The organism is Nocardioides sp. GCM10028917 (assembly GCF_042666175.1).
Lineage (GTDB): Bacteria > Actinomycetota > Actinomycetes > Propionibacteriales > Nocardioidaceae > Nocardioides.
The window spans coordinates 326,117-351,515 of record NZ_JBHTFL010000006.1; the positions used below are offsets into that span (position 1 = coordinate 326,117).

Sequence of the window (25,399 nt, forward strand, 5' to 3'; positions counted from 1 at the left end):
GGATGGGCGGGGGCCCAGCGGACATCAGGGGGCCATCAGGGGGCCGTCAGGACGAGGTCGAGAACGCCGCGTCGAAGGCCGCTGTCGGCGCGTCGAAGGCGAGCCGGCGCACGAACTCCAGCGCCTCGGGGGCTCCGACGAGACGGTCCATCCCGGCGTCCTCCCACTCGACGGAGATCGGGCCGTCGTAGCCGATCGTGTTGAGCATCCGGAACGACGCCTCCCACGGCACGTCGCCGTGACCGGTGGACACGAAGTCCCAGCCGCGGCGCGGGTCGGCCCAGGCCAGGTGCGAGCCCATGCGACCGTTGCGGCCGTTGCCCACCTGGCGCTTCGCGTCCTTGCAGTCCACGTGGTAGATCCGGTCCTTGAAGTCCCACAGGAAGCCGACCGGGTCGAGGTCCTGCCAGACGAAGTGGGAGGGGTCCCAGTTGAGCCCGAAGGCCTCGCGGTGGTCGATGGCCTCGAGCGCCGCGACCGTGGTCCAGTAGTCGTAGGCGATCTCGGACGGGTGCACCTCGTGGGCGAAGCGGACGCCCTCGCTGTCGAAGACGTCGAGGATCGGGTTCCAGCGGTCGGCGAAGTCCTGGTAGCCCGCGTCGACGAGGGCCTGCGAGGCCGGCGGGAACATCGCGACGTACTTCCAGATCGAGGACCCGGTGAAGCCGACCACGACGTCGACGCCGAGCTTGCGCGCGGCCCGCGCGGTCATCTTCATCTCCTCCGCGGCGCGCTGGCGCACGCCCTCGGCGTCGCCGTCGCCCCAGATGCGGTCGGGAAGGATGTCGCGGTGGCGCGCGTCGATCGGGTCGTCGCAGACCGCCTGGCCCTTGAGGTGGTTGCTGATGGCGAACACCTGGAGGTCGTACTTCTTCAGCATCTCGAGCTTGGCCGGGACGTAGGACTCGTCCTCCACCGCCGCCCACGGGTCGAAGTGGTCGCCCCAGCAGGCGAGCTCGAGGCCGTCGTAGCCCCAGCCCGACGCGAGCTTGCACATCTCCTCGAACGGCAGGTCGGCCCACTGGCCGGTGAACAGGGTGACGGGGCGTGGCATGTGTGCTCCTCAGGGTGTGGTGGTGCGTTCGGCTGGTTCTGGTGGTTCTGGTCAGGTTTTCAGAGTGGTGGTCGTGTGGCTCGGAGGCCGCGCGGACCGGTGCCGGGACGGAGCGCCGTGTCCCGGCACCGGCCGCTGGGGGCGGCGCCTCGCGGCGTCACCCCCCGCCCGGACGGGGGCCCGGCCACCGGGGCGCACGCAGGGCCGATCCTGCGTGCGCACCGGGTCACCTCACCCGAGGGTGATGTGCTGGCCGAGCCGCCCGCCTGCGGACGTCTCGTGCTCGGACCGGCGCCTACAGCTGGGACTTCAGCGTCCGCGACAGGCGCTTGAGAGCGAGCTTCACCTCCTTGTCCTTCACCCGCGACGCGAGCCGCTCGAACTTCTTGAGAGCCTTGACTGCCTCCCGCTTCTCGTCGGCAACGTCAGCGCGCTTGGCGGCCTTCAGCTCGCCGACAAGCTTCTCGCCGAGCCGGGAGTCGATCACGCCCTCGTCGTCGAGTCGGGTGAGGAGTCGCTTTCCGCCCCCGTAGGTGGCGACCACCATGAAGTTGACCGTGCGAGACCCCTTGTTGCCGGCCGCGTCCAAGGCGATGACCTCGAGACTGTGCTTTCCGTTGCGCAGCGACAATGCGTCGATGCGCGTCGGCGAGCCCACCACCTCCCCGTCAAGACGGATGGTCCTCTCAGCGGCACCGGACGTGGCATCGGCCAGTGTGACCATGATCAAGGGGGTGCGGCCGGAGCCCATGTCCAGCCTGGCGTTGTCGGCGACGCCGCTGATGGTCACCGTCGGCGCGGTGGCGTCCATCTTGATGGTGGTCGTCTCGACCGCCGAGGCCCTGCCGGCCGCGTCCGTCGCCCTTGCCTGGACGAGGTTGACGCCGTCGTCGGACACCCGGAACGGCGTGGTGTACGCCGTCCACGGTCCGTTGCCGATGCGGTACTCCAGCGTCAGCTGGCCCTCGCCTCCGGAGCCCCCGAGGGTGACGGTCACCGGCGATGTGTACCAGTTGGCACGACCGTTCGCCGCCGCGGGTGCCGTGGTCAGGACGACGGTCGGCTTCGGGATCACGACCGGCCCGCCGGGTTCGGAGACGACGACCTCGAGCTGGCCGCTGTCTCTGTTGCCCGCCACGTCCGTGGCGCGGTAGCGCACGACGTGTGAGCCGGGCTCGTCGAACGCCAGCGCCGCGGAGTAGGCCGTCCACGTCGTGTCGCCGTCGAGCTGGTACTCGATGCTCGCCACGCCCGAGGTGGAGTCCGTGGCGGTCAGCGTGACGGTCTTGAGCCTGTCACCGTCGATCCTGGCCGCCACAGTCGGGTCGACTGTGTCGACCTTGACGGTCTGCGACCTGGTCGCCTCCACGTTGCCCGCCGTGTCGGTCGCCCGGTACTCGACCAGGACGGAGCCCTCACCGGGCACCGGGACCCCGATGGAGTACGGCTGCCAGTCCTCGCCGGGGAGGCGGTACTCGAGCTTGGCGATGCCCGACCCCGCGTCGGTGCCGGCCAGGGTGAACGTCGGACGGCTGGTGTGCCACCCGTCCTCACCCGTGGCTGACGGGACGGAGAGCGTCGCGGCCGGTGCGACCGTGTCGACCTTGACCGTCAGGGACTTGACTGCCTCGGCGTTGCCGGCCTCGTCGGTCGAGCGGTACTCGACCAGGCGTGAGCCCTCACCCGTCACCTGAACCGCCCCGGTGTAGGGCGTCCAGGCACCGCCGGCGATGCGGTACTCGGTCGAGGCGACGCCCGACCCGCCCGTCTCGTCGGTGGCGGCCAGGGTGAACGACGGCCGCGTGGTGTACCAGCCGGCCTGGCCGGTGGCATCCGGGATGCTGAGCGTCGTCGTGGGTGCCGTGGTGTCGGTCGGACCGCCACCGGGCTCGCACGTCTCGTCCTCACCCAGGGTGAAGAAGTCGAAGCTGGCGGTGATGCCGGCTCCGGCTGCCTGGTTGGCGGCGGAGAGGAGGCCGATGCGCGGGTTGGCGAGGTCGGCGATGCTGTAGCCGCCCGACATGTTCGTCCACGTCTCGCCGTCGGTGCTGTAGCTGCCGAGGACCTGCTCGCCGTCCTCGCTGGTCAGCCTCAGCCAGACCGTGCTCGGGAACGTCGCTCCCAGCCCGGACGTGTTGGTCTCGACGGCCGTGCCTGCGGTCTCCCGCGCCGTCTGGATGATGTTCGACGCCGCGTTCGGGTCCGAGCTGCGGCCCTGGAAGACGTGCTTCAGGTAGTTGTCGTCGTCTCCGTAGATCAGCAGGCCCGCCGACTGGTACTGGCGGTTGATCGGTGCGGTGACCTTGGTGGTCGCCACGAACGGGCCGTCCGGGAGGTCCGTCAGCACCAGGTCACGAGCGGTGTTCGTGGTCTGGTAGAGGTCGGTGCCCTCCATCGGGATCTTCACCGAGCCGCCGGAGACCGTGAGGTTTCCGCTGGGCCGCACGACGCTCCAGTCCGAGCTCAACGCACTGCCGTCGAAGTCCTCGACGACGCAGGGCGGGGTGCACTCGGCGGTGTCGTCCGGGGTGATGGCGAAGTAGTCGAACTTCGCGGAGATGTTGTCCGCAGCACCCGCTGCCGTGCTGGCCAGCGCGAGCAGCCCCACCTTGGGCGCCGTGATGCTGGTCAGGTCACGCGGTGCAGCCGTGCCCGACGACGTGGTGATCGGGAGCCAGGTGGTGCCGTCGATGCTGTAGGAGGGGGTGACGACGTTGCCGTCCGTGCTCGACAACCGCAGCCACACGGTGTCCGGGAAGGTCGCACCGAGGTTGGTGGAGTTGGACTCCGACGCAACCGCGTTGACCTCCTTGGCGAACTGGATGACGTTGGCCGCCTTGCTGCCGGCTGCCGCGGTGGAACGACCCGAGTAGACGAGCTTCAGGTAGTTGTTGTCGTCGCCGTAGATGATGAGGCCACCTTGCTGGTAGCCGCGTACTGCCGGCACCGTGACCTTGGTCGTGACCTCGAACGCACCGGCAGGCAGGTCCTGCAGGACGACGTTGGGCGTCGTGTTCGTGGTCTGGTAGAGGTCGGTCTGGGTGAGCGGGACCGTCAGGAACCCGTCCGCGACGGTGAGCGACTGGTTGACCCGGACACTCTTGTCCCAGCGCTCGGTGTCGAGGGCGTCACCGACGAAGTCGTCGGAGCGGCCGCTGAAGCAGATGTCCAGGGGCTGCCTGACGGTGATCTCCAGCGTGCGGGAGGTCTTTGCCCCGCGCGCGTCGCTGGCGGTCAGTGAGACGACGTACGTCCCGGGTGTGGTGTAGGTGTGGCTCGGGTCGGCCTCGGTGGAGGTCGTGCTGTCCCCGAAGTTCCACGCGTAGGTGACCGGGGTGTCACCGTCGGCGTCGGTCACCGTGCTGTCGAACTGCACCGGCAGGGGCGCCTCACCGGTGGTGGTGCTGGCGGTGATCGCCACGGTGGGCGGCTGGTTGTCAGTGATCCCACGACCGTTGAAGTCGAGGAAGTTGACGTTGGCACCACCGGTGGTGGCGACGAAGTACAACGGCTGACTGTCCAGGGAAGCCCCGGTGAAGGTGGTCGACACGTTCTGGTAGGTCTGCGCCCCACCCGTGTTCGGCACCGTCAGGGTGCCGATCGCGGTCCCCGTGGGGGAGCCCTGCCGGACCTCGAAGGTCGCGCCGGCCGTGGTGGAGGCTGCTCGCATCGAGACGCCGGTGATCCCCGTGAGGTTCATGACGTCCCAGGCGAACCAGTCGCCGGTCTCGACGCCGTTGACGTTCTGGCCGCCGCCGGTGTCGGTGGTCGGTTGGGTCGTGACGCCGGCCGTGCCGGCACCCGTGCCCACCCGACCGGTCTTGTCGAAGAACTCGGCCTCCTTGTGCTTGGTGTGCAGCACGATGCCGTCGACGCCCGTCAGCGCACCGGCGACGCCGTTGCCCTTGTCGGTGTAGGTCGCCTTGATGGTGCCGAAGATGTTGGCGCCCGAGTGGCCGGTGTCGCCGGGCAGCGCCAGCGCGCCGGTGCACCCCTGGTACTGCTCGTAGTCGTGCGAGTGCTGGTCGTGTCCGAGACCGGGCTGCACGACGACCTTGCTGCAGTCGATTGTCCCGTCCTCGGGGTCGGTGACCTTCACCTCGTACTTGACGTAGTCGCCGAAGTCGAAGAAGCCGCCGTCCTTCGGCAGGACCAGCTCGACGGTCGGGGCGGTGTTGCCCACGGTGATGTCGATGCTGGTCGTCCCCGTGCGGCCGTCTGCGTCGGTCACGGTGAGCTTGGCGGTGAAGTTGCCCGCGTTCGCGTAGGTGTGGCTGGCCTTCGCCGTGGTGGCGTCCACCGTGCCGTCGCCGTTGAAGTCCCAGGCGTAGGTCAGGCCCGTGGCGTCACCGGTGTCGGCGTCGAACGACGCGCTGCCGTCGAACTGCACGGTCAGCGGAGCCGCACCCGAGGTCTTGTCGGCCGTCGCGCGGGCAACGGGGGCACGGTTGCCCTCGACGTAGTCGATCCGGTAGACGCCGGAGTCGGCGTTGTTGCCGTTGAACCCGCTGCCCCACTCGATCATGTAGAGCGCGCCGTCCGGGCCGAACTGCAGCGCGTGCGGTCGGACCATGGGAAGAGAGGACAGGAGACGGTTGATGTCGGTGTAGTTCGTGCCGTCCTGGTTCATCTGGACGGTGAACAACCGGCTGTTGTTCCAGTCGGCCCAGATCGCCTTGCGGTCGAAGTACTCCGGCCACTTGCGGTCCGAGGCCAGCTCAGGGTCGAAGTCGTAGGTGCCCGAGGTCATCGGCGCGCCGCTGGCCCCGATCTCCGGGGTGCCGGTGAGCGAGGCGTTGTTGCTCTGCCAGATGACCGCGGCCTTCGCCGGCGGCAGGTTGGTCAGGCCCGTGTTGTTGGGCGAGTCGTTGACCGGGGCGGCACAGTTGAACGCCGCACCGGCGGTGCTGCTGGCGAAGTTGTAGTCGTTGTACGGGGTGTTGTTGCCGACGCAGTACGGCCAGCCGTAGTTGCCCGGCTCGTCCAGGACGTTCCACTCCACGCGACCGTTGGGGCCACGGGTGGCGCTCACCGAACCGGCGTCGGGACCGTAGTCGGCGACGAGGATGTTGTTGTTCTGCTCGTCGAGGCCGATCCGGAACGGGTTGCGGAAGCCCATCGCGTAGATCTCGGGGCGGGTCTTCTGGGTGGTGTCGGCAGCCTCGTCGAAGAGGTTGCCTTCCGGGACGGAGTAGCCACCGGCGGCCAGGGGCTTGATGCGCAGCACCTTGCCGTTGAGGCTGTTGGTGTTGCCGGAGGTGCGCTGCGCGTCCCAGGCGGACCGGTCGGGCCGCTCGTCGATCGGCGTGTAGCCGCCCGAGTCGAACGGGTTGGTGTTGTCACCGGTCGCGAGGTAGAGGTTGCCGTCGTTGTCGAACTCCATCGAGCCGCCCGCGTGGCAGCACTGGTCACGCTGCGTCGGGACGTCGAGGATCTTGACCTCGGAGTCGAGCTGAAGCGTGTCCCCCGACATCGTGAAGCGCGAGATGCGGTCGGTCGGCGTGGTGCCCGCCGGTGAGAAGTAGAGGAAGACGTGGTTGTTGGTGGCGAAGTTGGGGTCGAGCGCGATCCCGAGCAGGCCGAACTCCTGGCCGGTGTAGACCGGGATGGTGCCCGCCGTCACGACGGTGCCGTTCGGCTTGATGATGCGCACGGCGCCGTTGCGGTCGATGTAGAACACCCGGCCGTCCTCGGCGATCGCGAGCTCCATCGGGTTCGAGGTGTTCTCGTCGAGTGCCACCTTCTCGAAGCTGGGCGTCAGGGTCGCCTTGCAGTCCGAGTCGACGACACCTGCGGCGGTCTGGATGCCGCCGAGGATGTGGCCGAGGAACTTGGTGTCGACGAAGGACGCCTCTGTGTGCCCCATGCCGGTGTACCAGCTGCGACCGCCGTCGTAGTCCTGGCACCAGGCGATCGGGTGCTCGGCGCCCATCGAACCGGTGCCGGGGGTGTAGGTCGTCTCGTCCAGAGAGGCCAGGACGTGGAGCTTGGTGCGGGGGTTGGCTGCCGGGTTCGAGCGGAAGTTGTACCACTCGTCGGTGCGCTGCCAGCGCGGCTCGATGCCTGCGGTGGAGGCGTGTGCCGGGTCCTCGACCTTGACGGTCGCGGACGGCGTGCCCGGCGGGTGGTTGTTGAAGTAGGCACCGACCAGGTTGCCGTACCAGGGCCAGTCGTACTCGGTGTCGGAGGCCGCGTGGATGCCGGCGTAGCCGCCGCCGGCCCGGATGTAGCGCTCGAACGCGCCCTGCTGACTCTCGTTGAGGACGTCACCGGTCGTGGAGAGGAAGATGACGACCTCGTACTGCTCGAGGTTGGCGTCGGTGAACGCGCTGCTGTCCTCGGTGGTCGTCACGGTGAAGTTGTTGTCCGCGGCGAGCGCCTGGATCGCGGTCGTCGCCTCGTCGATGTTGGAGTGGCGGAACGCAGCCGTCTTGGAGAAGAGGAGCGCGTCGAACGACTCCTCCGCGGCTGCGGCGGCCGACGCCTTCGGGTCGGCGGTCCACGGGACCGCGTCGCCGAGGGTGCTCTCGGTCTCGGTCGTGGCGGACTTCTCCGACTTCTCGGACGTCGGAGAGGTCTTCGCCTTGTCGTCAGGGGCGGAAGCGGTGGCGGTCGCCGGGCTCGGCGCCGCTGTGGCCGTGGAGGCAAGCCCGATGGTCGCGCCCAGCGGCAGCGACACGATCAAGGCCATGGTGGAGCCGACTGCGACGCGTGAGCGCCTCTGCAGTCGCGTGATGAGTCTGTTCATCACGATCCCTTCTCTGGTGACGGATGTGCGCTCCATCAGTTCCGGGGCGGGTCCCCGGGCGTTCGGCCCTCGTCATGCGGTCGAGCGGTGCTGCGGTCGTGCGGGTGGTCGGGCGTGTGCCCGGCGGGTTCGGCGCCCGCCGGGCCCACGGTGGTCGGTCAGCGGACTCCCATCAGGTGCTCGAGGGCGAGCTGGTCGAGCGCCTCGAGGCCGACGCTGCGGGTGGCGAGGCCCTCGACGTCGTACGACGCCGCGCGGAGGTCGGCGAGCGACTCCCCCTCGCCGAGGGTCGGGGTGCGCAGGGTGCCGATCTCGGCGGCCTCGAGGGCCGCGACGACGTCGGGGTCCGCGCGGAAGGCCTGGACCTTGTCGCGCAGGATCAGGTAGTTGCGCATGCACCCGCGGGCGGACTCCCAGACACCGTCCTCGGCCTCGGCGCGCGGCGGCTTGAAGTCGAAGTGGACGTAGCCGTCGTACGCCTTGCCGGTGCCGGCGCCCATGAGCGCGTCGACGGTCCAGAAGGCCCCGCGCACGTTGCCCGCGCCGAAGCGCAGGTCCTGGTCGAAGCGCGGGCCGTGCTGGCCGTTGAGGTCGACGTGGAAGAGCTTGTCGTGCCACAGCGCCTGGCTGATGCCGTGGGCGAAGTTGAGGCCGGCCATCTCCTCGTGGCCCACCTCGGGGTTGAGCCCGACCATGTCGGGGTCGTCGAGCTCGGCGATGAGCGCGAGGGCGTGGCCGATGGTCGGCAGCAGGATGTCGCCGCGCGGCTCGTTGGGCTTGGGCTCGAGGGCGAACCGCATGTCGTAGCCCTGGTCCTTGACGTAGGCGCAGAGCAGGTTCAGCGACTCGCTGTAGCGGTCGAGCGCGGCCTGGACGTCCTTCGCGGCTCCGTGCTCAGCGCCCTCGCGGCCACCCCACAGCACGAACGTCTTGGCGCCCAGGGACGCCGCCAGGTCGATGTTGCGCAGCGCCTTGGACAGGGCGTAGCGGCGCACCTCACGGTTGTTGGCGGTGAGCGCGCCCTCCTTGAACACCGGGTGTCCGAACAGGTTGGTGGTCACCATCTCGACGGCCAGGCCGGTGTCGGCCAGCGCCTTCTCGAAGCGCTCCAGCACGGCGTCGCGCTGGTCGTCGTCGGGGACGAGGTCGTCATCGTGGAAGGTGACGGCGGCCGCGCCGAGCTCGGCGAGCTTGTACGTCGCGTCGACCGGGTCGAGGAGGGCACGGGAGCTGGGTCCGAACACGTCGGTGCCCTGCCATCCCACCGTCCAGAGGCCGAACGAGAACTTGTCCTCAGGGGTCGGGGTGTAGTCGGTCATGCGGGGATCTCCTGCCACGAATCGTTGTCAGAGCTGGTCTCGACCGCGGCCAGGACGCGTTGCACCTGGAGTCCGTCGGCAAAGGTTGGGGTGGGATCGGTGCCGTCCGCGATCGCGCGGACGAGGTCGACGGCCTGGTGGATGAAGCCGTGCTCGTAGCCGATGACGTGGCCGGGCGGCCACCACGCACCCACGTAGGGGTGCTCGGCCTCGGTGACGAGGATCCGGCGGAACCCGGCGGTGCCGGCGTCCTCGGTGCCGTCGAAGAAGTGGAGGACGTTCATGTCCTCGAAGTCGAACGCGATGCTGCCGCGCGAGCCGTTGATCTCGATGCGGATCGCGTTCTTGCGGCCGGAGGCGAAGCGGGTCGCCTCGAAGACGCCCATCGCTCCCCCGCGGAAGTCCGCGAGGAAGGTCGCGGCGTCGTCCACGGTGACCTTGCCGGTGCCGGTGCCCGCCGTGCCCGAGAGGCCGGCGTGCTCGCTGGGGAGCGGTCGCTCGTCGACGAAGGTGCGCAGCCGACCGGAGACCCGGGTGATGGTGTCGCCGGTGATGAACTGGGTGATGTCGATGATGTGGGCGCCGATGTCGCCGAGCGCCCCGGAGCCGGCCTTGTCCTTCTCGAGGCGCCACGACAGCGGGGCCTGCGGGTCGACGATCCAGTCCTGGAGGTACTGCGCCCGCACGTGGTGCAGGGTGCCGAGGCGTCCCTCGGCGACGAGCTGCCGGGCGAGGGAGATGGCCGGCACGCGCCGGTAGGTGAAGCCGACCATCGCGCGTACGCCGTCGGCAGCAGCCCGCTCGGCGGCGCGGGTCATCGCCTCGGCCTCCTCGACGCTGTTGGCCAGCGGCTTCTCGCACAGCACGTGCTTGCCGGCCTCGAGGGCAGCGATGACGATCTCGGCGTGGGTGTGGCCGGGCGTGCACACGTCGACGAGGTCGATGTCGTCGCGCTCGACCAGGGCCTGCCACGACGTCTCGGTGGACTCCCAGCCGAGGCGCTCGGCCGCGGCGCGCACCCCCGCGGCGTCACGACCGGCGACGGCGGCCATGCGGGGACGGAGCGGCAGGTCGAAGAAGCGGGGGGCGGTGCGCCAGGCGTGGGAGTGCGCGGCGCCCATGAAGGCGTACCCCACCATGCCGACCGACAGGTCGCGTCGGCCATCAGGGGCGTCGGAAGTGGTGGTCATCGGACCTCCTCGGGGGCAGGGTGCGGGGATCAGGGGCGCGCGAGGGCGCAGCCCGGAGACGCCCTGTCGCGTCGACCGGGGCGGCTGCTGACGTGCTGTGGGTGGCGCTGGGGGCCCGTCAGGGCGGTGGTGCCGCGGCGGCTCCCGGGTGGGGAGCCGCCGCGGGACCGATCAGGACTCGAAGGCCGAGTCGATGAACTCGTCGACGTTCTCGGACGTCACGACCGGTGCGTAGAGCTGGACGTTGCGGGGCACCTCGACCTCGACGAGGTCGCTCATCGCCTTGCCCTGCACCAGCAGGCGCGCGAGCTTGACGCCGTCGGCGCCCTGGGTGGACGGGTAGATGACCGTCGCCTTGAGCACGCCGTTGTCCTCCTGGATCGCGCGCATGGCGTTGGCCGAGCCGGCGCCACCGATCATGGTGAACTCGTCGCGGCCGGCGTTCTCGATGGCGGCGAGGACGCCGACACCCTGGTCGTCGTCGTGGTTCCAGAGGAAGTCGATCTTCGGCTCGGCCTGGAGCAGGTTCGCCGCGACCTCCTCACCGCTCTCGACGGTGAACTCCGCCGCCTGCCGGGCGTCCACGTCGAGGCCGCACTCGGACAGCGCGTCCTCGAAGCCCTGGCTTCGGTCCTGGGTCAGGGGCAGGGAGTCGATGCCCGCGATCTCGGCGACGATGGCGTCCTTGTTGTCACCGGCCTGCTCACAGACGTACTGCCCGGCCGAGACGCCCATGCCGTAGTTGTCGCCGAGGACGGTGACGCGGGCGGCGTTGGGGTCGTCGAACTCACGGTCGACGTTGATGACCGGGATCCCGGCCTCCATCGCCTTGAGCGCGACGGGCGTCATCGCGGCGCCGTCGAAGGGCAGCAGGACGATGGCGTCGACCTTGTCGTTGATGAAGGTCTCGACCTGGCTGATCTGCAGGTTGACGTCGTTGGTGCCCTCGGCGACCTGGAGGTCGATGTCGGGGTACTCCTCCGCGAGGTCGCGGACGTTGTTGGTGATGGCGGCCATCCAGCCGTGGTCGGCGGCGGGCGCCGAGAACCCGATGGTGACCTGGTCGCCCTCCTCGTCGTTGCTGCCGGCAGCGGCGGCCGGTGCGGAGTCGGAGCCGCTGTTGTCGTCCTCGGCGGCGTCCTCGGCGCTGCCGGTGCAGGCGGCCAGGGACAGGACGGCGACCGCGCCGACCACGATGCCGGTGTAGCGGCGGCTCTGGTGCCGTCGAAGGGGAGTGCGCAGTCGCATGTGTCGTGCTCCTTGTTCATCTCGATGGTTGTGGTGCGGCCGGCGCTCCTGGGGGTGCCGGCATGGTGGTGCGGTGGTCCGAGCTGGTGGGGACGCGGCGTTCGCTAGGTCGACGTCGCGTTGCGGGCCAGGCGCTGCTGGAGCAGCACGGCGACGATGATGATCACGCCCTTGGCGACGGCCTGGGTCGACGTGTCCTGGTTGTTGAGGGTGAACACGTTGCCCAGGGTGGCGAAGATGAGGACCCCGACGACGGTGCCGACGATCGTGCCGCGACCCCCCGTCAGCAGCGTGCCGCCGATGACGACCGCTGCGATGGCGTCGAGCTCCCACAGCGTGCCGTGGGTAGAGCTGCCGGTGGTGGTGCGGCTGATGAGCATCAGCGCCGCGAGCCCGCAGCACAGGCCGACGAGGACGTAGAGCATCACGGTGTGGCGGTTGACGTTGATGCCCGCCAGTCGCGCGGCCTCGGGGTTGCCGCCGACAGCGAGCGTGCGCCGGCCGAACGTCGTGCGGTTGAGGAGGATCCAACCGCCGATGGAGACGAGCGCGAAGATGACCACGAGGAGCGGCACGCCGAGGACGTCGGCGGAGAAGAAGTCCTTGAACCCCTCGACGGTCACGATCTGAGTGCGCCGCTCCGAGATGATCTCGGCCAGGCCCCGGGCGGCGGCGAGCATCGCCAGCGTCGTGATGAACGGGACCACCTTGCCGTAGGCGATGAGCACACCGTTGACCACCCCGCATCCTGCTCCGACGGCCAGTGCGGTGAAGACCATGAGGATCCAGTGGGTGTCCTCGGCCATCGTCTGGGTGGCGAACGTCGTCGCCCACACCGAGCAGAGCGCCGCGATGGCGCCGACCGAGAGGTCGATGCCGCCACCCGTGATCACGAAGGTCATCCCGATGCTGACCACGCCGATGGTCGAGGCGAAGCGCAGGATCGTGAGGATGTTGTCGACGCTCGCGAACCGGTCGCCCGCGGTGATGACGCCGGCTGCACAGATCAGCAGGAGCGCGACGATGAGGCCGAGGTTGCGGCCGAACGGGCCGCTCATCAGTCCTCCCCCGCCCCCGCGTCCCGACTCTGCGGCGGCGCGCTCCACCGTGACCGTGTCCGTGGAGGGCGTGACGGTGTTCTCCACCGCTCCCCCCTGTCGGTTCGTGCTCTGCTCGCTCATGCGACCTTTCCTTCCATGACCAGGTCCAGGACACGGGACTCGTCGATCTCGCCCGCGGGACCTTCGTGCACGACTCGGCCCTCTCGGACCACGAGGACCCGGTCGGAGAGGCCGAGCACCTCCTCTACCTCGCTCGACACGACCACCACGGCGACGCCGGAGTCGGCCAGCGAGCGGACGAGGGCGTAGATCTCGGCGCGAGCGCCGACGTCCACCCCTCGGGTCGGCTCGTCCAGGAGCAGCACCCGGCAGCCGCGGAGCAGCCACCGAGCCAGGACGACCTTCTGCTGGTTGCCGCCCGACAGGAGGCGCACAAGGCGATCCACCCCCGCCGGGCGGACGTCGAGGGACTCCGAGACCTCGGCGGACCGCTTGCGCTCGGCGCGGCTGTCGAGCAGCCCGAACCGGCTGAAGCGGCCCAACGTGGACACGGTGATGTTGCGGTAGATGGCCTGGTCGAGCAGGAGCCCCTGGCTCTTGCGCTCCTCCGGGGCGAGCCCGACACCGGCCTTGACCGCGGCGGGCACGGAGCCGCGACGCAGCTCGCGACCGTTGACCCGCACGGTCCCGGCGGACGGACGCCGCGCGCCGTAGAGGGTCTCGAGGATCTCCGAGCGGCCGGCGCCGACGAGACCGGCGAGTCCGACGATCTCCCCCGCCCGCACGCTCAGGTCGACGCCGGTGAAGACGCCCGGCAGCTCGAGGCCGGTGACCTCGAGGACCGGGTCGCCGGTGGGCTCGACGACCTCGCCGCGAGGCGGGAAGACGTACTCGATGGACCGGCCCGTCATCAGCTTGATCAGCTCGCTCGTCGGCGTCTGGTCGACGGCGAGGCCGGTGGCGACGGTGCTGCCGTCCTTGAGGACGGTGATCCGGTCGCCGATCTGGCGGATCTCCTCGAGCCGGTGCGAGATGTAGACGACGGCGACGCCCTCGGCGGTGAGGTCGCGGATGACGCGGAACAGGTTGTTGACCTCGCCCTGGTCGAGCACGGCCGACGGCTCGTCCAGGATGAGCAGCCGGGTGTCCTGGGAGAGGGCGCGAGCCATGCTGACGATCTGCTGGGCGGCGGGCGAGAGCCGGCCGACCGAGCGGGTGGGCTGGATCTCGGAGTGCCCGAGCCGGGCGAACAGCTCGCGCGTACGACGGATCGTCTCCCCGCGCTGGTTGAACCCTGCGGTGCTGAGCTCGTGGCCGAGGAAGATGTTCTCGGCGACGCTGAGGTCGGGGACGAGGTCGAGCTCCTGGTAGATCGTGGAGATCCCGAGCTTCATCGCGGTCTGGGGCGTCGACAGCGCGACCGGCTTGCCCTCCCACAGGATCTCGCCCTCGTCGGGCTGGTAGCTCGCGGACAGGATCTTGATCAGCGTCGACTTGCCGGCGCCGTTCTGGCCGAGCAGGCAGTGCACCTCCCCCGCGCGCACCTCGAGCTCGACCCCTCCGAGCGCGAGCACTCCGGGGAACCGCTTGACGATGCCGCGCATGGTGAGCAGCGGGGCGTCGTTCATGACATCACCTCCAGCGTGGGGACCGCCCGCGGCACGAGCGTCGGGTCGTCGTAGACGTGGTCGACGGCGACGGCGGCGGCACCGTGCACCGCTGCCGAGAAGCCGAGGGTCGAGAGCGCGATGCGCGTGCCGCCGGCGTCGGGGGCGAGCACCCCGGAGGCGAGCTCGGACTCGACCTCGGGGCGGATCCACTCGCCGATCTCGCCGAGGTAGCCCGAGAGCACGATCATCCCGGGATTGAGCACATTGGTGAGGATCGCGGCACCGATGCCGACCCAGCGGCCGACCTCGCTCAACGCGGCCAGGGTCCGTTCGTCGCCGGCTGCGGCGCGGCGGCTGATCTCCTCGACCTTGCCCTCGAGGTCGAGGACCGGCGATCGCAGCGCGTCGTCCTCGCCGGCGGCGGCCAGCTCGATGAGGTGGCTGAGACCGATGACGGTCTCCCAGCACCCGGTGCGACCGCAGCCGCAGCGGTTGCCGTCGCGGTCGACGACCATGTGGCCGAACTCGCCGGCGTAGCCGCGGCGTCCGGCGAACGGCCGGCCGTCGGCGACGATGCCGCCACCGATGCCGACCTCACCGTGGATGACGAGGATGTCGCGGCGCTCGGGGTCGCCGGGGACGGCTTCGGCGACGGCGGCGAGGTTGGCCTCGTTGTCCACCTCGAGGAGGTAGTCGGGGTCGCCGAGCCCGGCGCGCAGCAGGCTGGTCAGCGCGACGTCCTGCCACCCGAGGTTGGCCGCGACCGACACGGTGCCGCGGTCGTGGTCGACCAGGCCCGCCACTCCCACGACGGCCGCGACGGGGGCCGCGCCGAGGGCGGTCAGGTCGGCCAGCGTGCCGCGGACGAGCTCCACCAGCCGGGCGACCACCTCGTCGGGCTCGAGGCCGCGGGTGTCCACCGAGGTGCGTCGCTCGCTGACGACGGTGCCCGTCAGGTCGACCGCACGGGTCGAGACGTGGTGGACGTTGATCTCGGCACCGAGGCCGTAGGCGCCGGCACCGTCGACCTCGACGATCGTGCCGGGACGCCCGACGGCGCCGCGCTCGGCGCTGCCCTCGCGGACCAGGCCGCGCTCGCGCAGCTCGGTGACGAGGCTGGAGACCGTTGCCTTGTTGAGCCCGAGGTCGGCGGCGAGACGGGCCCGGGACCGGGCGCCGTCCTCGCGCAGGCTGCGGAGGACGAGGGACAGGTTCGCGCGGCGCACGGTGCCCTGGTCGGCACCGCCGGAGCCGGCCGTCGACCAGCCATCCCGCACCTGCGACATCCGTGCCCTCGATCCTGCGTGTGACCTCGGTCACCAGTTAGTTTGACGGACCGCCAAACTAAATCCGTGACGGCCGTCACGTCAAGGGTCGCACGCAGGAAAGTTTCAGGTGGTCTTGTCCAGGTGCCGGGAGCGGCCCTCCGCGTAGCGCTCGCGCACGCTCGGCACGGGGTCCGAGGCGTATCGCCGGGTCCCCTCGCGGACCCACTCGGGCGGCGCGGCGGCGCCCGACAGCGCCCAGGCCGCCTGGCGCGCGGCGCCGTCGGCGACGTACTCCCCCGGCGGCGGGACGTCGACCGGCACGCCGAGCACCTCCGCGGCGACCGTGCGCACGGCCTCCGAAGCGGCGGCGCCCCCGACCAGCAGGACGCGCGACGGGGTGACCCCGGTCGCGACGACCGCGTCGAGACCGTCCGCGAGGCTGCACACCAATCCCTCGACGCTCGCCCGGGCGAGTGCCGGGCGCGTGGCGGTGGCGAGGGTGAGGCCGTGCAGCGAGCCGGTCGCGTCGGGCAGGTTGGGCGTGCGCTCGCCCTCCAGGTAGGGCACCAGCACCAGCCCGCCGGCACCGGCGGGCGCCTCGAGCGCGAGCCGCGACAGCGTCTCGTGGTCCACGTCGAGGAGGCGGGCTGCGGCGTCGAGGACCCGCGCCCCGTTGAGGGTGGCGACGAGGGGGAGGAACAACCCCGTGGCGTCGGCGAAGCCCGCGACCGAGCCGGTGGGGTCGACGGCGGGCGTGCTGGTGACGGCCGTGACGACGCCGGAGGTCCCGATCGAGACGACCACGTCGCCCTCCCCCGCCCCCAGGCCCAGCGCGGCGGCCGCGTTGTCACCGGCCCCCGCCCCCAGGGCGCTGCCGTTCGCCGTCGCCGCGACCTCGCCGGGCGCGACGACTCGCGGCAGGTGCGGCACGGCGCCGAAGGCACGCTCGAGGAGGTCGGTGCGGTAGTCGCCCGTCGCGGCCGACCAGTAGCCCGTGCCGCTGGCGTCACTGCGGTCGGTCGTCAGGTCGCGCAGGTCGGTGCTCCCGGACAGCCTCCAGGTGAGCCAGTCGTGCGGCAGGCACACCGCGGCCGTGCGCCGGGCGTGCTCGGGCTCGTGCTCGGCGAGCCAGCGGAGCTTGGTCACGGTGAACGACGCCACCGGCACGACACCGACCGCCTCGGCCCAGGCGCGACCGCCCTCCTCGGGACCGCCGAGCTCGTCGACGAGGTCGCGGGCAGCGCCCGCCGATCGGGTGTCGTTCCACAGCAGCGCGGGGCGTACGACGGCGCCGTCCTCGTCGAGGCAGACCATCCCGTGCTGCTGGCCGCCGACGCTGACGGCAGCCACGTCGTCCAGCCCCCCGGCCTCGGCGATCGCCTCCTGCAGCGCGGCCCACCAGTGGTCCGGGTGCACCTCCGTGCCGTCCGGATGCGCGGCGCGGCCCTGCCGCACGAGCGCTCCCGTCTCGGCGTCGCGCACGACGACCTTGCAGGACTGGGTGGAGGAGTCGATGCCGGCAACCAGCCGGGGCCCGTCAGTCATGGGCGCGGATGCTAGCCCACCGCGCGCAGTGCCCGACGACGACGAAGGGCCCGGTCCGAGGACCGGGCCCTTCCATGCGTTGGTACCCCCGACCGGATTTGAACCGGCGTTACCGCCGTGAGAGGGCGACGTCCTAGGCCGCTAGACGACGGGGGCTTGCATGGTGCTGCCCTGGAGCAGCGGAGCGAAACTCTACCGAAGTTGGAGTGCCGCACCAAATCCGACCCGTGGAGGGGCGGATCCGCTGGGGTACTAGGACTCGAACCTAGAACAACTGGACCAGAACCAGCCGTGTTGCCAATTACACCATACCCCATGGGGGTATCAGTACGACCGACCCGCGATCGCCTGACCACCACGTGATTCCTTGCGGAACCGATCCCGAACGTTACACGCGGGGTGGCGGCACGGCCAAAACGGGGTTCCCGCCAGCGGGTGGCAACGCTCCCCCGACGGGTGGTCCGGCGGTCACCAGCCTCATCGCCCGCGCCACCCACGTCGCGAGGCCCAGGTAGACGAGGGACTGGGTCATCGTCGACAGGATCGTCCACCAGCTGCTGCCCCCCTCCGCGTTGAGGGCCGTGGTCAGGTCGCCGAAGGTGAGCGCGAGCCCGAAGGCCAGGAAGTTGTTCAGCACGTGCATCGCGATCGGCGCCTCCAGGCCCCCGGTGCGGATGACGAGGATCCCCGCGACGACGCCGAAGGCGAAGCGGTCGAAGAAGACCGGCCAGTCCTGCGACAGGCCGTGGAAGAGCGCGAAGATCAGCGCCGGTCCCAGCACGGCCAGGGCCTGCGACGCCTTCCGGGCCCACACCAGCGACCCGAAGGCCTGGGTGAGGTAGCCGCGGAACAGGTACTCCTCCCCGGCGGCCTGCAGCGGCGTCAGCAGCAGGATGACGAGGATGAAGTCGCGCGTCTGCGAGGTGAAGTCGTTGACCGAGCCCGCCGGCATGTCACCGGACTCCACGGGCAGCAGCAGCGCCACGCCCAGCGAGGCGAGGAGCGCGACCACCGACAGGCCGAGGCAGACGAAGAGGTAGCCCCACCGCAGGCGGGGAGCCACCGACGAGACCCAGCGCGGCTTGAGCCGGTGCAGCCACCAGGTGACCAGGAAGGTCAGCGGGATCGCCGCGGCGATGATCACGTTGAGCAGGGCGAGCCCGGCCGGCGTCGCCTCCTCCGTCACGTCGAGGACGGCCGAGGCCTCCCCCGTGCTGCTGCCCGTGGCCAGCAGCAGCACGAAGGCGACGCCTCCGGCGACGAGCGGCACGACGGCGAAGACCAGGACGAGGAGCAGCACGACACCCACGACCGAGCGCCACCAGCCGGGCCGTCCCACCCGGTGCAGCTCGTGGTAGCGCGGCCGGAAGTCGGGAGCCAGCGGTGCGGGCACGGCGTCAGGCCAGGGCCGACTGCAGGCGCGCGAGGCTGCGCTCGCGGCCCAGCAGCTCCAGCGACTCGAACAGGGGCGGGCTGATCCGCCTGCCGGTCACGGCGACGCGCACGGGACCGAAGGCCACGCGGGGCTTGAGCTCCATGCCCTCGATCAGCGCCACGCGCAGCGCCTCCTCGATGGCGGCGGTCGACCACTCGTGCAACCCCGAGAGGGCGTCGTACGACGCCTGGACGACGCCGCGCCCCGTGTCGTCGAGCAGCTTGGCGACGTCGGCGGGGTCGCGCTCGAAGTCGGCCTCGTCGACGAACAGGAACCCGAGCATGGGGGCGGCCTCGGTGAGCTTGTTGATCCGCTCGGCCACCAACGGCATCGCCAGCTCGAGCATCTGGGCGTCGGGGTCGGTCACCGGGTCGCCCACGACGCCTGCCTCCTTGAGGAAGGGCAGCACGCGGTGGGTCATCTCGTCGACCGACAGCAGTCGCATGTGGGAGGCGTTGATGGCCTCGGCCTTCTTGAGGTCGAAGCGCGCCGGGTTGGGGTTGACGTCCTTGATGTCGAACTTCTCGACCATCTCCGCGAGGGTGAAGACGTCGCGGTCCGCGGCGATCGCCCAGCCGAGGAGGGCGAGGTAGTTGAGCAGCCCCTCGGGCAGGAAGCCCTGCTCGCGGTAGAGCGCCATGTGGGCCTGCGGGTCGCGCTTGGAGAGCTTCTTGTTGCCCTCGCCCATGACGTAGGGCAGGTGCCCGAACGCCGGAGTCTCCTTCGCGACGCCGAGCTCCTTGAGCGCGTCGAAGAGGGCGACCTGACGAGGCGTGCTGGAGAGCAGGTCCTCGCCGCGCAGCACGTGGGTGATCTCCATCGTGGCGTCGTCGACCGGTGCGGTGAGGGTGTAGAGCGGGTCGCCGTTGGCGCGGCACAGCGCGAAGTCGGGGACGAACTCGGTCTCGAAGGTGATGTCGCCGCGGACCAGGTCGTTCCAGGTGATCGACCCGTCAGGCATCCGGAACCGGACGACCGACGTGCGGCCCTCGGCCAGGAACGCGGAGCGCTGCTCGTCGCTGAGCTCGCGGCAGAAGCCGTCGTAGCCCATCACCTTGGAGCCGCTCGCCTTGCGGCGCGCCTCGACCTCGTCGTTGGTGCAGAAGCAGTCGTAGGTGTACGACGACTCGCGCAGGCGGGTGAGCACGTCGGCGTAGATCTCGGTGCGCTCGGACTGGCGGTAGGGACCGTGGGCTCCGCCGACCACGACGCCCTCGTCCCAGCTGAGGCCGAGCCACTGCATCAGGTCGATGAGCGAGTCGTAGGACTCCGCGGTGTTGCGTGCCTTGTCGGTGTCCTCGATGCGGAAGACGAAGGTGCCGCCGTGGTGGCGGGCGAACGCCCAGTTGTAGAGGGCGGTGCGGGCCAGGCCGACGTGCGGCGACCCCGTCGGGGACGGAGCCATGCGGACGCGTACGGGGGTGCTCATGCTGGTGCTCACGCTCTCTTGGCGACGGGATTGGTCAGGGCGCCGATGCCGGCGATCGAGATCTCCACCTCGTCGCCCACCTCCATCGGCCCGACACCCTCGGGGGTGCCGGTCAGGATCAGGTCGCCCGGCAGCAGCGTCATCACCGACGACACGTGCGCGACGAGGGTCGGGACGTCGAAGATCATGTCGGCGGTGGAGCCGTCCTGGACGACGTCGCCGTTGAGGAACGTCTGCACCCGGCGGCCGTCGTGGAAGTCCTGCGGGTCGAGGTCCGTCTCGATCCACGGGCCCACCGGGCAGAAGGAGTCGAACCCCTTGGCGCGGGTGAACTGCACGTCGGAGCGCTGCAGGTCGCGCGCGGTCACGTCGTTGGCGATGGTGTAGCCGAAGATCACGTCGGTCGCCTGCTCGGCAGGCACGTCCCGGCAGATCCGACCTATCACCACGGCCAGCTCGCCCTCGAAGTGCAGGTTGCTCGTCTGCGACGGGTAGAAGATCGGGTCACCCGGGCCCACCACGGAGGTGTTGGGCTTGAGGAACATCAACGGCTCGGTCGGCAGGTCGTTGCCCATCTCGGCGGCGTGGGCGGCGTAGTTGCGACCGATCCCGACGACCTTGCTGCGCGGGATGATCGGCGCGAGGAGGCGTACGTCGCTGAGCCGGTGCTGCTCCTCGAGCAGCTTGATCCCGACGTAGAGCGGGTCGCCGGCGAGGGCCACCACCGCCGAGTCGTCGTCCGGCTGGCCGAACTCGTCGACCTCGCCGGTGACGACGCCGAACCGAGGCTCCTCGCCCGTGCTGAACCGACAGATGCGCATGCGGCGAGGCTATCCAACCGGCCGGAGCCGGGACGACGTCGGGAGGCCGCCCCCCACGGGTGGACGCCGTCAGTGACCGGCGGCGCGGTGCAGCGCGGCGAGGCTCGAGGCGACGTCGTCGACGGTCGTCGACCAGTTGCTCACGCTCACCCGCAGCACGGCCTGGCCGTGCCAGCGCGACCCGGTCGTCCAGGCCGTCCCCTCGCTGAGCATCGCCTCGACCACGGCCCGGGTGCGGTCGTCGTCGCCGAAGGAGGCGCACACCTGGGTGAAGTCGACGTCGTTGAGCACCTGCGCGCCATCGATCGCGGTGATCCCCTCCGCGAACGCCGCCGCGTGGTCGCAGAACCCGTCGACCAGGTCGGCCACCCCGTCGCGTCCCAGCGCGCGGAGCACCGCCCAGACGGGGAAGGCACGGCCGCGGCGGCTGATCTCCGGCACCTTGTCGAACGGCTCGCCGGCGACGTCGTGGACGAGGTAGTCGCCGTGCATGCCCATCGCCGCCCGCAGCGCCGCCCGGTCGCGCACGATCGCCAGCCCGCAGTCGTACGGCACGTTGAGGGTCTTGTGGGCGTCGGTCGCCCAGGAGTCGGCGCGGTCGGCGCCCGCGAGGAGGTGCCGCCGACGCGGCGAGGCGCCGGCGAAGAGCCCGAACGCACCGTCGACGTGCACCCACGCCCCCACGTCGTGCGCGGCGGCGATGGTCGCGTCGAAGGGGTCGAAGGCTCCGGAGTGGACGTTGCCGGCCTGCAGGCAGACCACCGTGGGACGGCCGTCGCCGGCGTCGAGGGCCGCCGCCAGCGCGGCGGGCTCGATGCGTCCCTGGTCGTCGACGGCCACCGACTCGGGCGCGCCGAGGCCGAGGTAGCGCAGGCTGAGGTCGATGGTGTCGTGGCGCTCCGCCCCCACCAGGACGCGTACGCCCGGCGAGCCCACCAGCCCGCGCTCGGCGACGTCCCAGCCGGCCCGGCGCAGCACCTCGTCGCGACCGGCGGCGAGGCAGGTGAAGTTGGCCATGGTGCCACCGGTGACGAAGCCGACGGCGCTGCCCGCGGGGAGGCCGAGCAGGTCGACCACCCACGCCTCCGTGACGTCCTCGATCGCGGTGTGGGCGGGCGTCACCAGCCGCAGTCCGGAGTTCTGGTCCCAGGCGCTGACGAGCCAGTCCACGGCCAGCGCTGCCGGGTGGGTGCCCCCGATGACGAAGCCGAAGAACCGTCCCCCCGGCATCGCGGTCAGCCCGGGCTCGCACGCCTCGGCCAGCTCGTCCACCACCGCGACGGGATCGGTCGGGCCGTCCTGCAGGTGCGGGTCGAGCCGGTCCAGCATCTGCTCGGCCGTCAGGGCCGGCGGGACCGGTCGCCCCGCGAGGGAGTCGAGCCACCCGATGGCGTGAGCGTGTGCCCGGTCCAGCCCGGCGGTGCGGTCCATCTCGGCAGTGTCCACCAGGCACGAGCCCCGCGTCGAGTGCCGTCGAAGCGGCCCGCGCCGCTCCCCCGCACTAGCCTTGGCGCAGTGCGCGTGCTGTCGGCCTCCGAGTGGCGTCCCCTCGCCGAGTCCCACGCCGCGCGCGTCGACGACCTCGTCCGGCCGCACCTCGCCCGTCGGGCCGAGCAGGCGAAGCACCCGGTCCACGACTTCCTCTTCACCTACTACTCCCAGCGCCCCGCGCAGCTGCGGCGCTGGCACCCCGGGCACGGCGTCGCGCTCGAGGACGCGGAGGAGCACGCGGGCCTCAAGGGCTATGCCGGCGACCCGGTCTCCGTCACCACGGCGTACGTCGCCTCGCAGCGTCCGCTGCTCACCCAGCTGCACGCCCTGCTGACGGCGACGGCCGCCCGCCCGCCGCAGCTCGGCTGCTTCGGCCTGCACGAGTGGGCGATGGTGCACCGCTCGGCGGAGCACGGCACCCGGCACGACTGGCCCCTCCGTCTCGGTTCCGAAGGCACCGACGCGGTCGTCGAGTCGCACCGGATCTCCTGCTCGCACTTCGACGCGTTCCGGTTCTTCACCCCCACCGCCCGCCCGCTCAACACCCTCACGCCGGGACGCGACGACCGGCCCGCGTTCGAGCAGCCCGGCTGCCTGCACGCGGGCATGGACCTCTACAAGCACGCCTTCCGGCTCACGCCGATGGTCCCGAGCGACCTGGTGGCCGACTGCTTCGAGCTGGCCCGCGACATCCGGGTCCTCGACATGCGCGCCGCGCCCTACGACCTCGCGGACCTCGGCTTCGAGCCGGTCCGGATCGAGACACCGGAGGGCAAGAGGCAGTACGCCGAGGCGCAGCGCGGGTTCGCCGAGCGCGGCGCTCCCTTGCGGGCCCGGCTCGTCGCCGAGTGCCAGCGGCTGCTGGGCGCCGCAGCTAGCTGAGGTCGGGGTCGGGGTCGTCGGGATCGGGGTCGACGGGAGGGTCCTCGGGGTCGAGGCAGGCCCACTCCGAGACGTCGCGGTGCTCGTCGTGCACGCGGACGCAGGGCAGCGTCGGCTCGTCTGCGCGCACCTCGACGGTCACTCCCGGGGACGCCGTGAAGGTCTCGCCGGCCACCTCCACCGACTCGCCGGACGACAGCTCGACGGGGACGGACTGCCCCGTCACCTGCACGCTCTGGCTCTGCAGCCACAGCATCTCCGCGCGGTCGGCGTACATGGGCTTGACGCGGTCGAGGGCCGAGTCCAGCGCCACCGCGACCGGGAAGGCCAGGGCGAACAGCAGCGCCGTCCCGATCCAGACCGCGACGGTCACCGTGAGCCAGGCCGGCCGGGTGGACGCCATCAGAACTCGTACCCGAAGGCCTCGATGGTGTCGGCGAACACCGTCGCGACCCGATCCTTCGACGCCGGGGTGTAGAGCTCGCGGTAGTGGCCGGCCGGGCGCGCGTTGCCCTTGGCACGCGGCAGGTCGGGCTCGCCCGGCAGCCCGAGGTGCTCCCAGACCCCGCGGAGCTCGTCGTCGAGGTTCTCGTAGCGCAGCACCCGGTCGAGCACCATCTTGCCGCGGATGCGGTAGAGCCGGCGGTTGTTGGCGAGCTGCTCGATCCAGATCTCCTGGACGTAGGTCTCGAAGTCGGGCAGCTCGGGCCGGTCCTTGTACTTCCAGTAGTAGAGGGACACGACGGCGTCCCACGGGTTCCGCTCGATCGCGAAGGTGAAGTAGTCGGCGAACACGTCGGCCCCGACGAGGTCGCGCGTCGCCTTGGCGCCCATGTGGTTGTAGGCCTTGCGGGGCTGCGGCGGTGACTCGAAGTTCTGTGGCGCACGACCGCCGGCGGCCTGCCGCAGCTTCTCGTCCTCGGGGCTGATCTCGGTGATGACGTCGTCGGGCCCGCACACCTTTGACAACGCGATCTCCACGCTCGTGCCCGCTGTCTTGCGGGTCTTGAGGAAGATGAAGCGGTGCTGGTGGGACGCGATCACGGGGACGACCCTATCCGTCCCGCCCTGTCCGAGGGCACGACTACGGTGGGCGCCGTGACCGAGGCCCGGGAAGCGAACGGCAGGCACTTCCGCGGCGACGACTGGTACGGCGACGACCTCGGTGCCGCGCGCTTCGTCGACTGCACCTTCACCGACGTCGACCTGTCGGAGACCACCTCGTCCGGCGCCACCTTCGAGCGGTGCACCTTCCACGGGGGCCGCTTCAACGCCTCGGTGCACACCGCGACGGCCTTCGTCGGGTGCGACTTCCGCCGTACGTCGTTCTTCGACGCGACGCTCGACGGCTGCAAGCTCGTCGGGTCGGCCTTCGCCGAGTGCACCCTGCGTCCCCTCACGGTCGTGGGCGGGTCGTGGCTCGGCGTCACGATCCGTGGCTCCAACCTCTCGCGCCTCGACCTCACCGGCGTCGACCTCCGCGAGGCCGACCTGTCGATGTCGGACCTCACCCTGACCACGCTCGCACGGGCTCGTCTCGACCGTGCCGTGCTGCGGCAGGCCAGGCTCGACCGCACCGACCTGCGGGGCGCCAGCCTCGACGGTGTCGACCTGTCGGCGGCCGAGCTCAGGCGGACCCGGCTCGACCTCGCCGGCGCCGTGCTCCTCGCGGAGCTGCAGGGCGCGGACGTCGACACGTCGGTCTAGGCGAGTCGCGCCCGTAGCCCGTCGATGACGAGGTCGAGGCCCAGGTCGAAGTCGGGCAGGGAGTCGAGCGAGCGCTCGACGGCACCGAGACCAACGGCCTGGCGGGCGGTCTGCTCCTCGAAGGCGTGGCCGAAGACGTAGTGGACCAGGGTGCGCGACGCCACGGCGACCAGCTCGTCGGGGACGTCGGCGTCGGCGAGGACCTTCTCCATCTCCGCCACCGGGGCCGCGGCACCGAGGCCGAAGGCCCACACCGTGGCGACGACGTCCGCGCCGTCGGTGCAGGCGAGCATCGCGTGCCGGAGCTCCGAGCACACCTCGCGCAACCGGTCGGGCCACTCCGACGCCGTACGCGGTCGCGCACCGCGGGCGAGGATCTCGTCGGCGACCGCCGCGAGCAGGGCCTGCTTGCTGGGGAAGTGGTGGTAGATCGCGCTCGGCTGGACCCCGAGCTCGGCCCCGAGCCGGCGCATCGTCAGTGCCGAGAGCCCGTGGGCGTCGAGCAGGGTCATGGCGTGGGCCAGCACGTCCGCGCGGCGGTGCGGCACGACGTACCCCCTCCCTCTTCGACGGGCGGTGCGTCGCCCCACG

18 protein-coding genes and 2 tRNA genes are annotated in these 25,399 nt (G+C 70.9%); 2 read left to right on the plus strand and 18 right to left on the minus strand.

All coding sequences use genetic code 11. The annotated features are described in order from the left end of the window. Positions 1-46: 46 nt before the first annotated feature. From ACFQW6_RS09195 to ACFQW6_RS09265, 15 genes are all read right to left on the minus strand, one after another. Complete coding sequence (locus tag ACFQW6_RS09195) at positions 47-1,054, minus strand: sugar phosphate isomerase/epimerase family protein (protein WP_378543511.1); 1,008 nt, start codon at positions 1,052-1,054, stop codon at positions 47-49. Positions 1,055-1,349: 295 nt separating this feature from the next. After that, a complete protein-coding gene (locus tag ACFQW6_RS09200; protein WP_378543514.1) occupies positions 1,350-7,745 on the minus strand; it encodes a ThuA domain-containing protein in 6,396 nt (2,131 codons plus the stop codon). Between the two features lie 215 nt (positions 7,746-7,960). Continuing rightward, entirely contained in the window at positions 7,961-9,121 is a 1,161-nt protein-coding gene (gene xylA, locus ACFQW6_RS09205; protein ID WP_378543517.1) for a xylose isomerase, read from the minus strand. After that, positions 9,118-10,311, minus strand: coding sequence for a Gfo/Idh/MocA family protein (locus ACFQW6_RS09210; protein ID WP_378543520.1), 1,194 nt, complete (start codon positions 10,309-10,311; stop codon positions 9,118-9,120). Before ACFQW6_RS09210 ends, xylA begins: the two co-directional genes overlap by 4 nt. Before the next feature lie 171 nt (positions 10,312-10,482). Next, positions 10,483-11,559 (minus strand): substrate-binding domain-containing protein, encoded by a 1,077-nt coding sequence (locus tag ACFQW6_RS09215; RefSeq protein ID WP_378543523.1) that lies wholly within the window; start codon positions 11,557-11,559, stop codon positions 10,483-10,485. A 104-nt stretch (positions 11,560-11,663) separates the two neighbouring features. Next, positions 11,664-12,740, minus strand: coding sequence for an ABC transporter permease (locus ACFQW6_RS09220; protein ID WP_378543525.1), 1,077 nt, complete (start codon positions 12,738-12,740; stop codon positions 11,664-11,666). After that, complete coding sequence (locus ACFQW6_RS09225) at positions 12,737-14,248, minus strand: sugar ABC transporter ATP-binding protein (protein ID WP_378543528.1); 1,512 nt, start codon at positions 14,246-14,248, stop codon at positions 12,737-12,739. The genes ACFQW6_RS09220 and ACFQW6_RS09225 overlap by 4 nt, the downstream gene beginning before the upstream one ends. Continuing rightward, positions 14,245-15,516: an ROK family protein gene (locus ACFQW6_RS09230; protein WP_378543531.1), complete on the minus strand. Its 1,272-nt coding sequence runs from the start codon at positions 15,514-15,516 to the stop codon at positions 14,245-14,247. Before ACFQW6_RS09230 ends, ACFQW6_RS09225 begins: the two co-directional genes overlap by 4 nt. A gap of 105 nt (positions 15,517-15,621) precedes the next feature. After that, a complete protein-coding gene (gene xylB, locus ACFQW6_RS09235) occupies positions 15,622-17,043 on the minus strand; it encodes a xylulokinase (protein ID WP_378543534.1) in 1,422 nt (473 codons plus the stop codon). A gap of 80 nt (positions 17,044-17,123) precedes the next feature. Further along, a tRNA-Glu gene (locus ACFQW6_RS09240) sits at positions 17,124-17,199 on the minus strand. A gap of 88 nt (positions 17,200-17,287) precedes the next feature. Next, positions 17,288-17,359: transfer RNA gene (locus ACFQW6_RS09245), tRNA-Gln, on the minus strand. 72 nt (positions 17,360-17,431) lie between these two features. Then, positions 17,432-18,436, minus strand: a complete 1,005-nt coding sequence (locus ACFQW6_RS09250) for a CPBP family intramembrane glutamic endopeptidase (RefSeq protein ID WP_378543537.1) — start codon at positions 18,434-18,436, stop codon at positions 17,432-17,434. A gap of 4 nt (positions 18,437-18,440) precedes the next feature. After that, entirely contained in the window at positions 18,441-19,883 is a 1,443-nt protein-coding gene (gene gltX, locus ACFQW6_RS09255; RefSeq protein WP_378543540.1) for a glutamate--tRNA ligase, read from the minus strand. Positions 19,884-19,915: 32 nt separating this feature from the next. Continuing rightward, positions 19,916-20,728 (minus strand): fumarylacetoacetate hydrolase family protein, encoded by an 813-nt coding sequence (locus ACFQW6_RS09260; RefSeq protein WP_378543543.1) that lies wholly within the window; start codon positions 20,726-20,728, stop codon positions 19,916-19,918. Positions 20,729-20,797: 69 nt separating this feature from the next. After that, on the minus strand, positions 20,798-22,159 hold the full coding sequence (locus ACFQW6_RS09265) for a pyridoxal phosphate-dependent decarboxylase family protein (RefSeq protein WP_378543546.1): 1,362 nt from the start codon (positions 22,157-22,159) through the stop codon (positions 20,798-20,800). 84 nt (positions 22,160-22,243) lie between these two features. Here ACFQW6_RS09265 and ACFQW6_RS09270 point away from each other — a divergent pair, with 84 nt between their 5' ends. Next, positions 22,244-23,101 (plus strand): 3-methyladenine DNA glycosylase, encoded by an 858-nt coding sequence (locus ACFQW6_RS09270; RefSeq protein WP_378543549.1) that lies wholly within the window; start codon positions 22,244-22,246, stop codon positions 23,099-23,101. Here the strand turns inward: ACFQW6_RS09270 and ACFQW6_RS09275 are convergent. Together ACFQW6_RS09275 and ACFQW6_RS09280 are read right to left on the minus strand one after the other, a co-directional pair. Beyond that, positions 23,094-23,504: a hypothetical protein gene (locus ACFQW6_RS09275; protein ID WP_378543552.1), complete on the minus strand. Its 411-nt coding sequence runs from the start codon at positions 23,502-23,504 to the stop codon at positions 23,094-23,096. The two genes, ACFQW6_RS09270 and ACFQW6_RS09275, sit on opposite strands and share 8 nt — an antisense overlap. Next, complete coding sequence (locus ACFQW6_RS09280; protein ID WP_378543555.1) at positions 23,504-24,145, minus strand: sulfotransferase family 2 domain-containing protein; 642 nt, start codon at positions 24,143-24,145, stop codon at positions 23,504-23,506. Before ACFQW6_RS09280 ends, ACFQW6_RS09275 begins: the two co-directional genes overlap by 1 nt. A gap of 54 nt (positions 24,146-24,199) precedes the next feature. On the opposite strand from ACFQW6_RS09280, the gene ACFQW6_RS09285 reads away from it, so the two are divergent. Beyond that, positions 24,200-24,808, plus strand: coding sequence for a pentapeptide repeat-containing protein (locus ACFQW6_RS09285; protein WP_378543558.1), 609 nt, complete (start codon positions 24,200-24,202; stop codon positions 24,806-24,808). Here the strand turns inward: ACFQW6_RS09285 and ACFQW6_RS09290 are convergent. Next, positions 24,805-25,356 (minus strand): TetR/AcrR family transcriptional regulator, encoded by a 552-nt coding sequence (locus ACFQW6_RS09290; protein ID WP_378543561.1) that lies wholly within the window; start codon positions 25,354-25,356, stop codon positions 24,805-24,807. The genes ACFQW6_RS09285 and ACFQW6_RS09290 overlap by 4 nt on opposite strands. Positions 25,357-25,399: the final 43 nt, after the last annotated feature.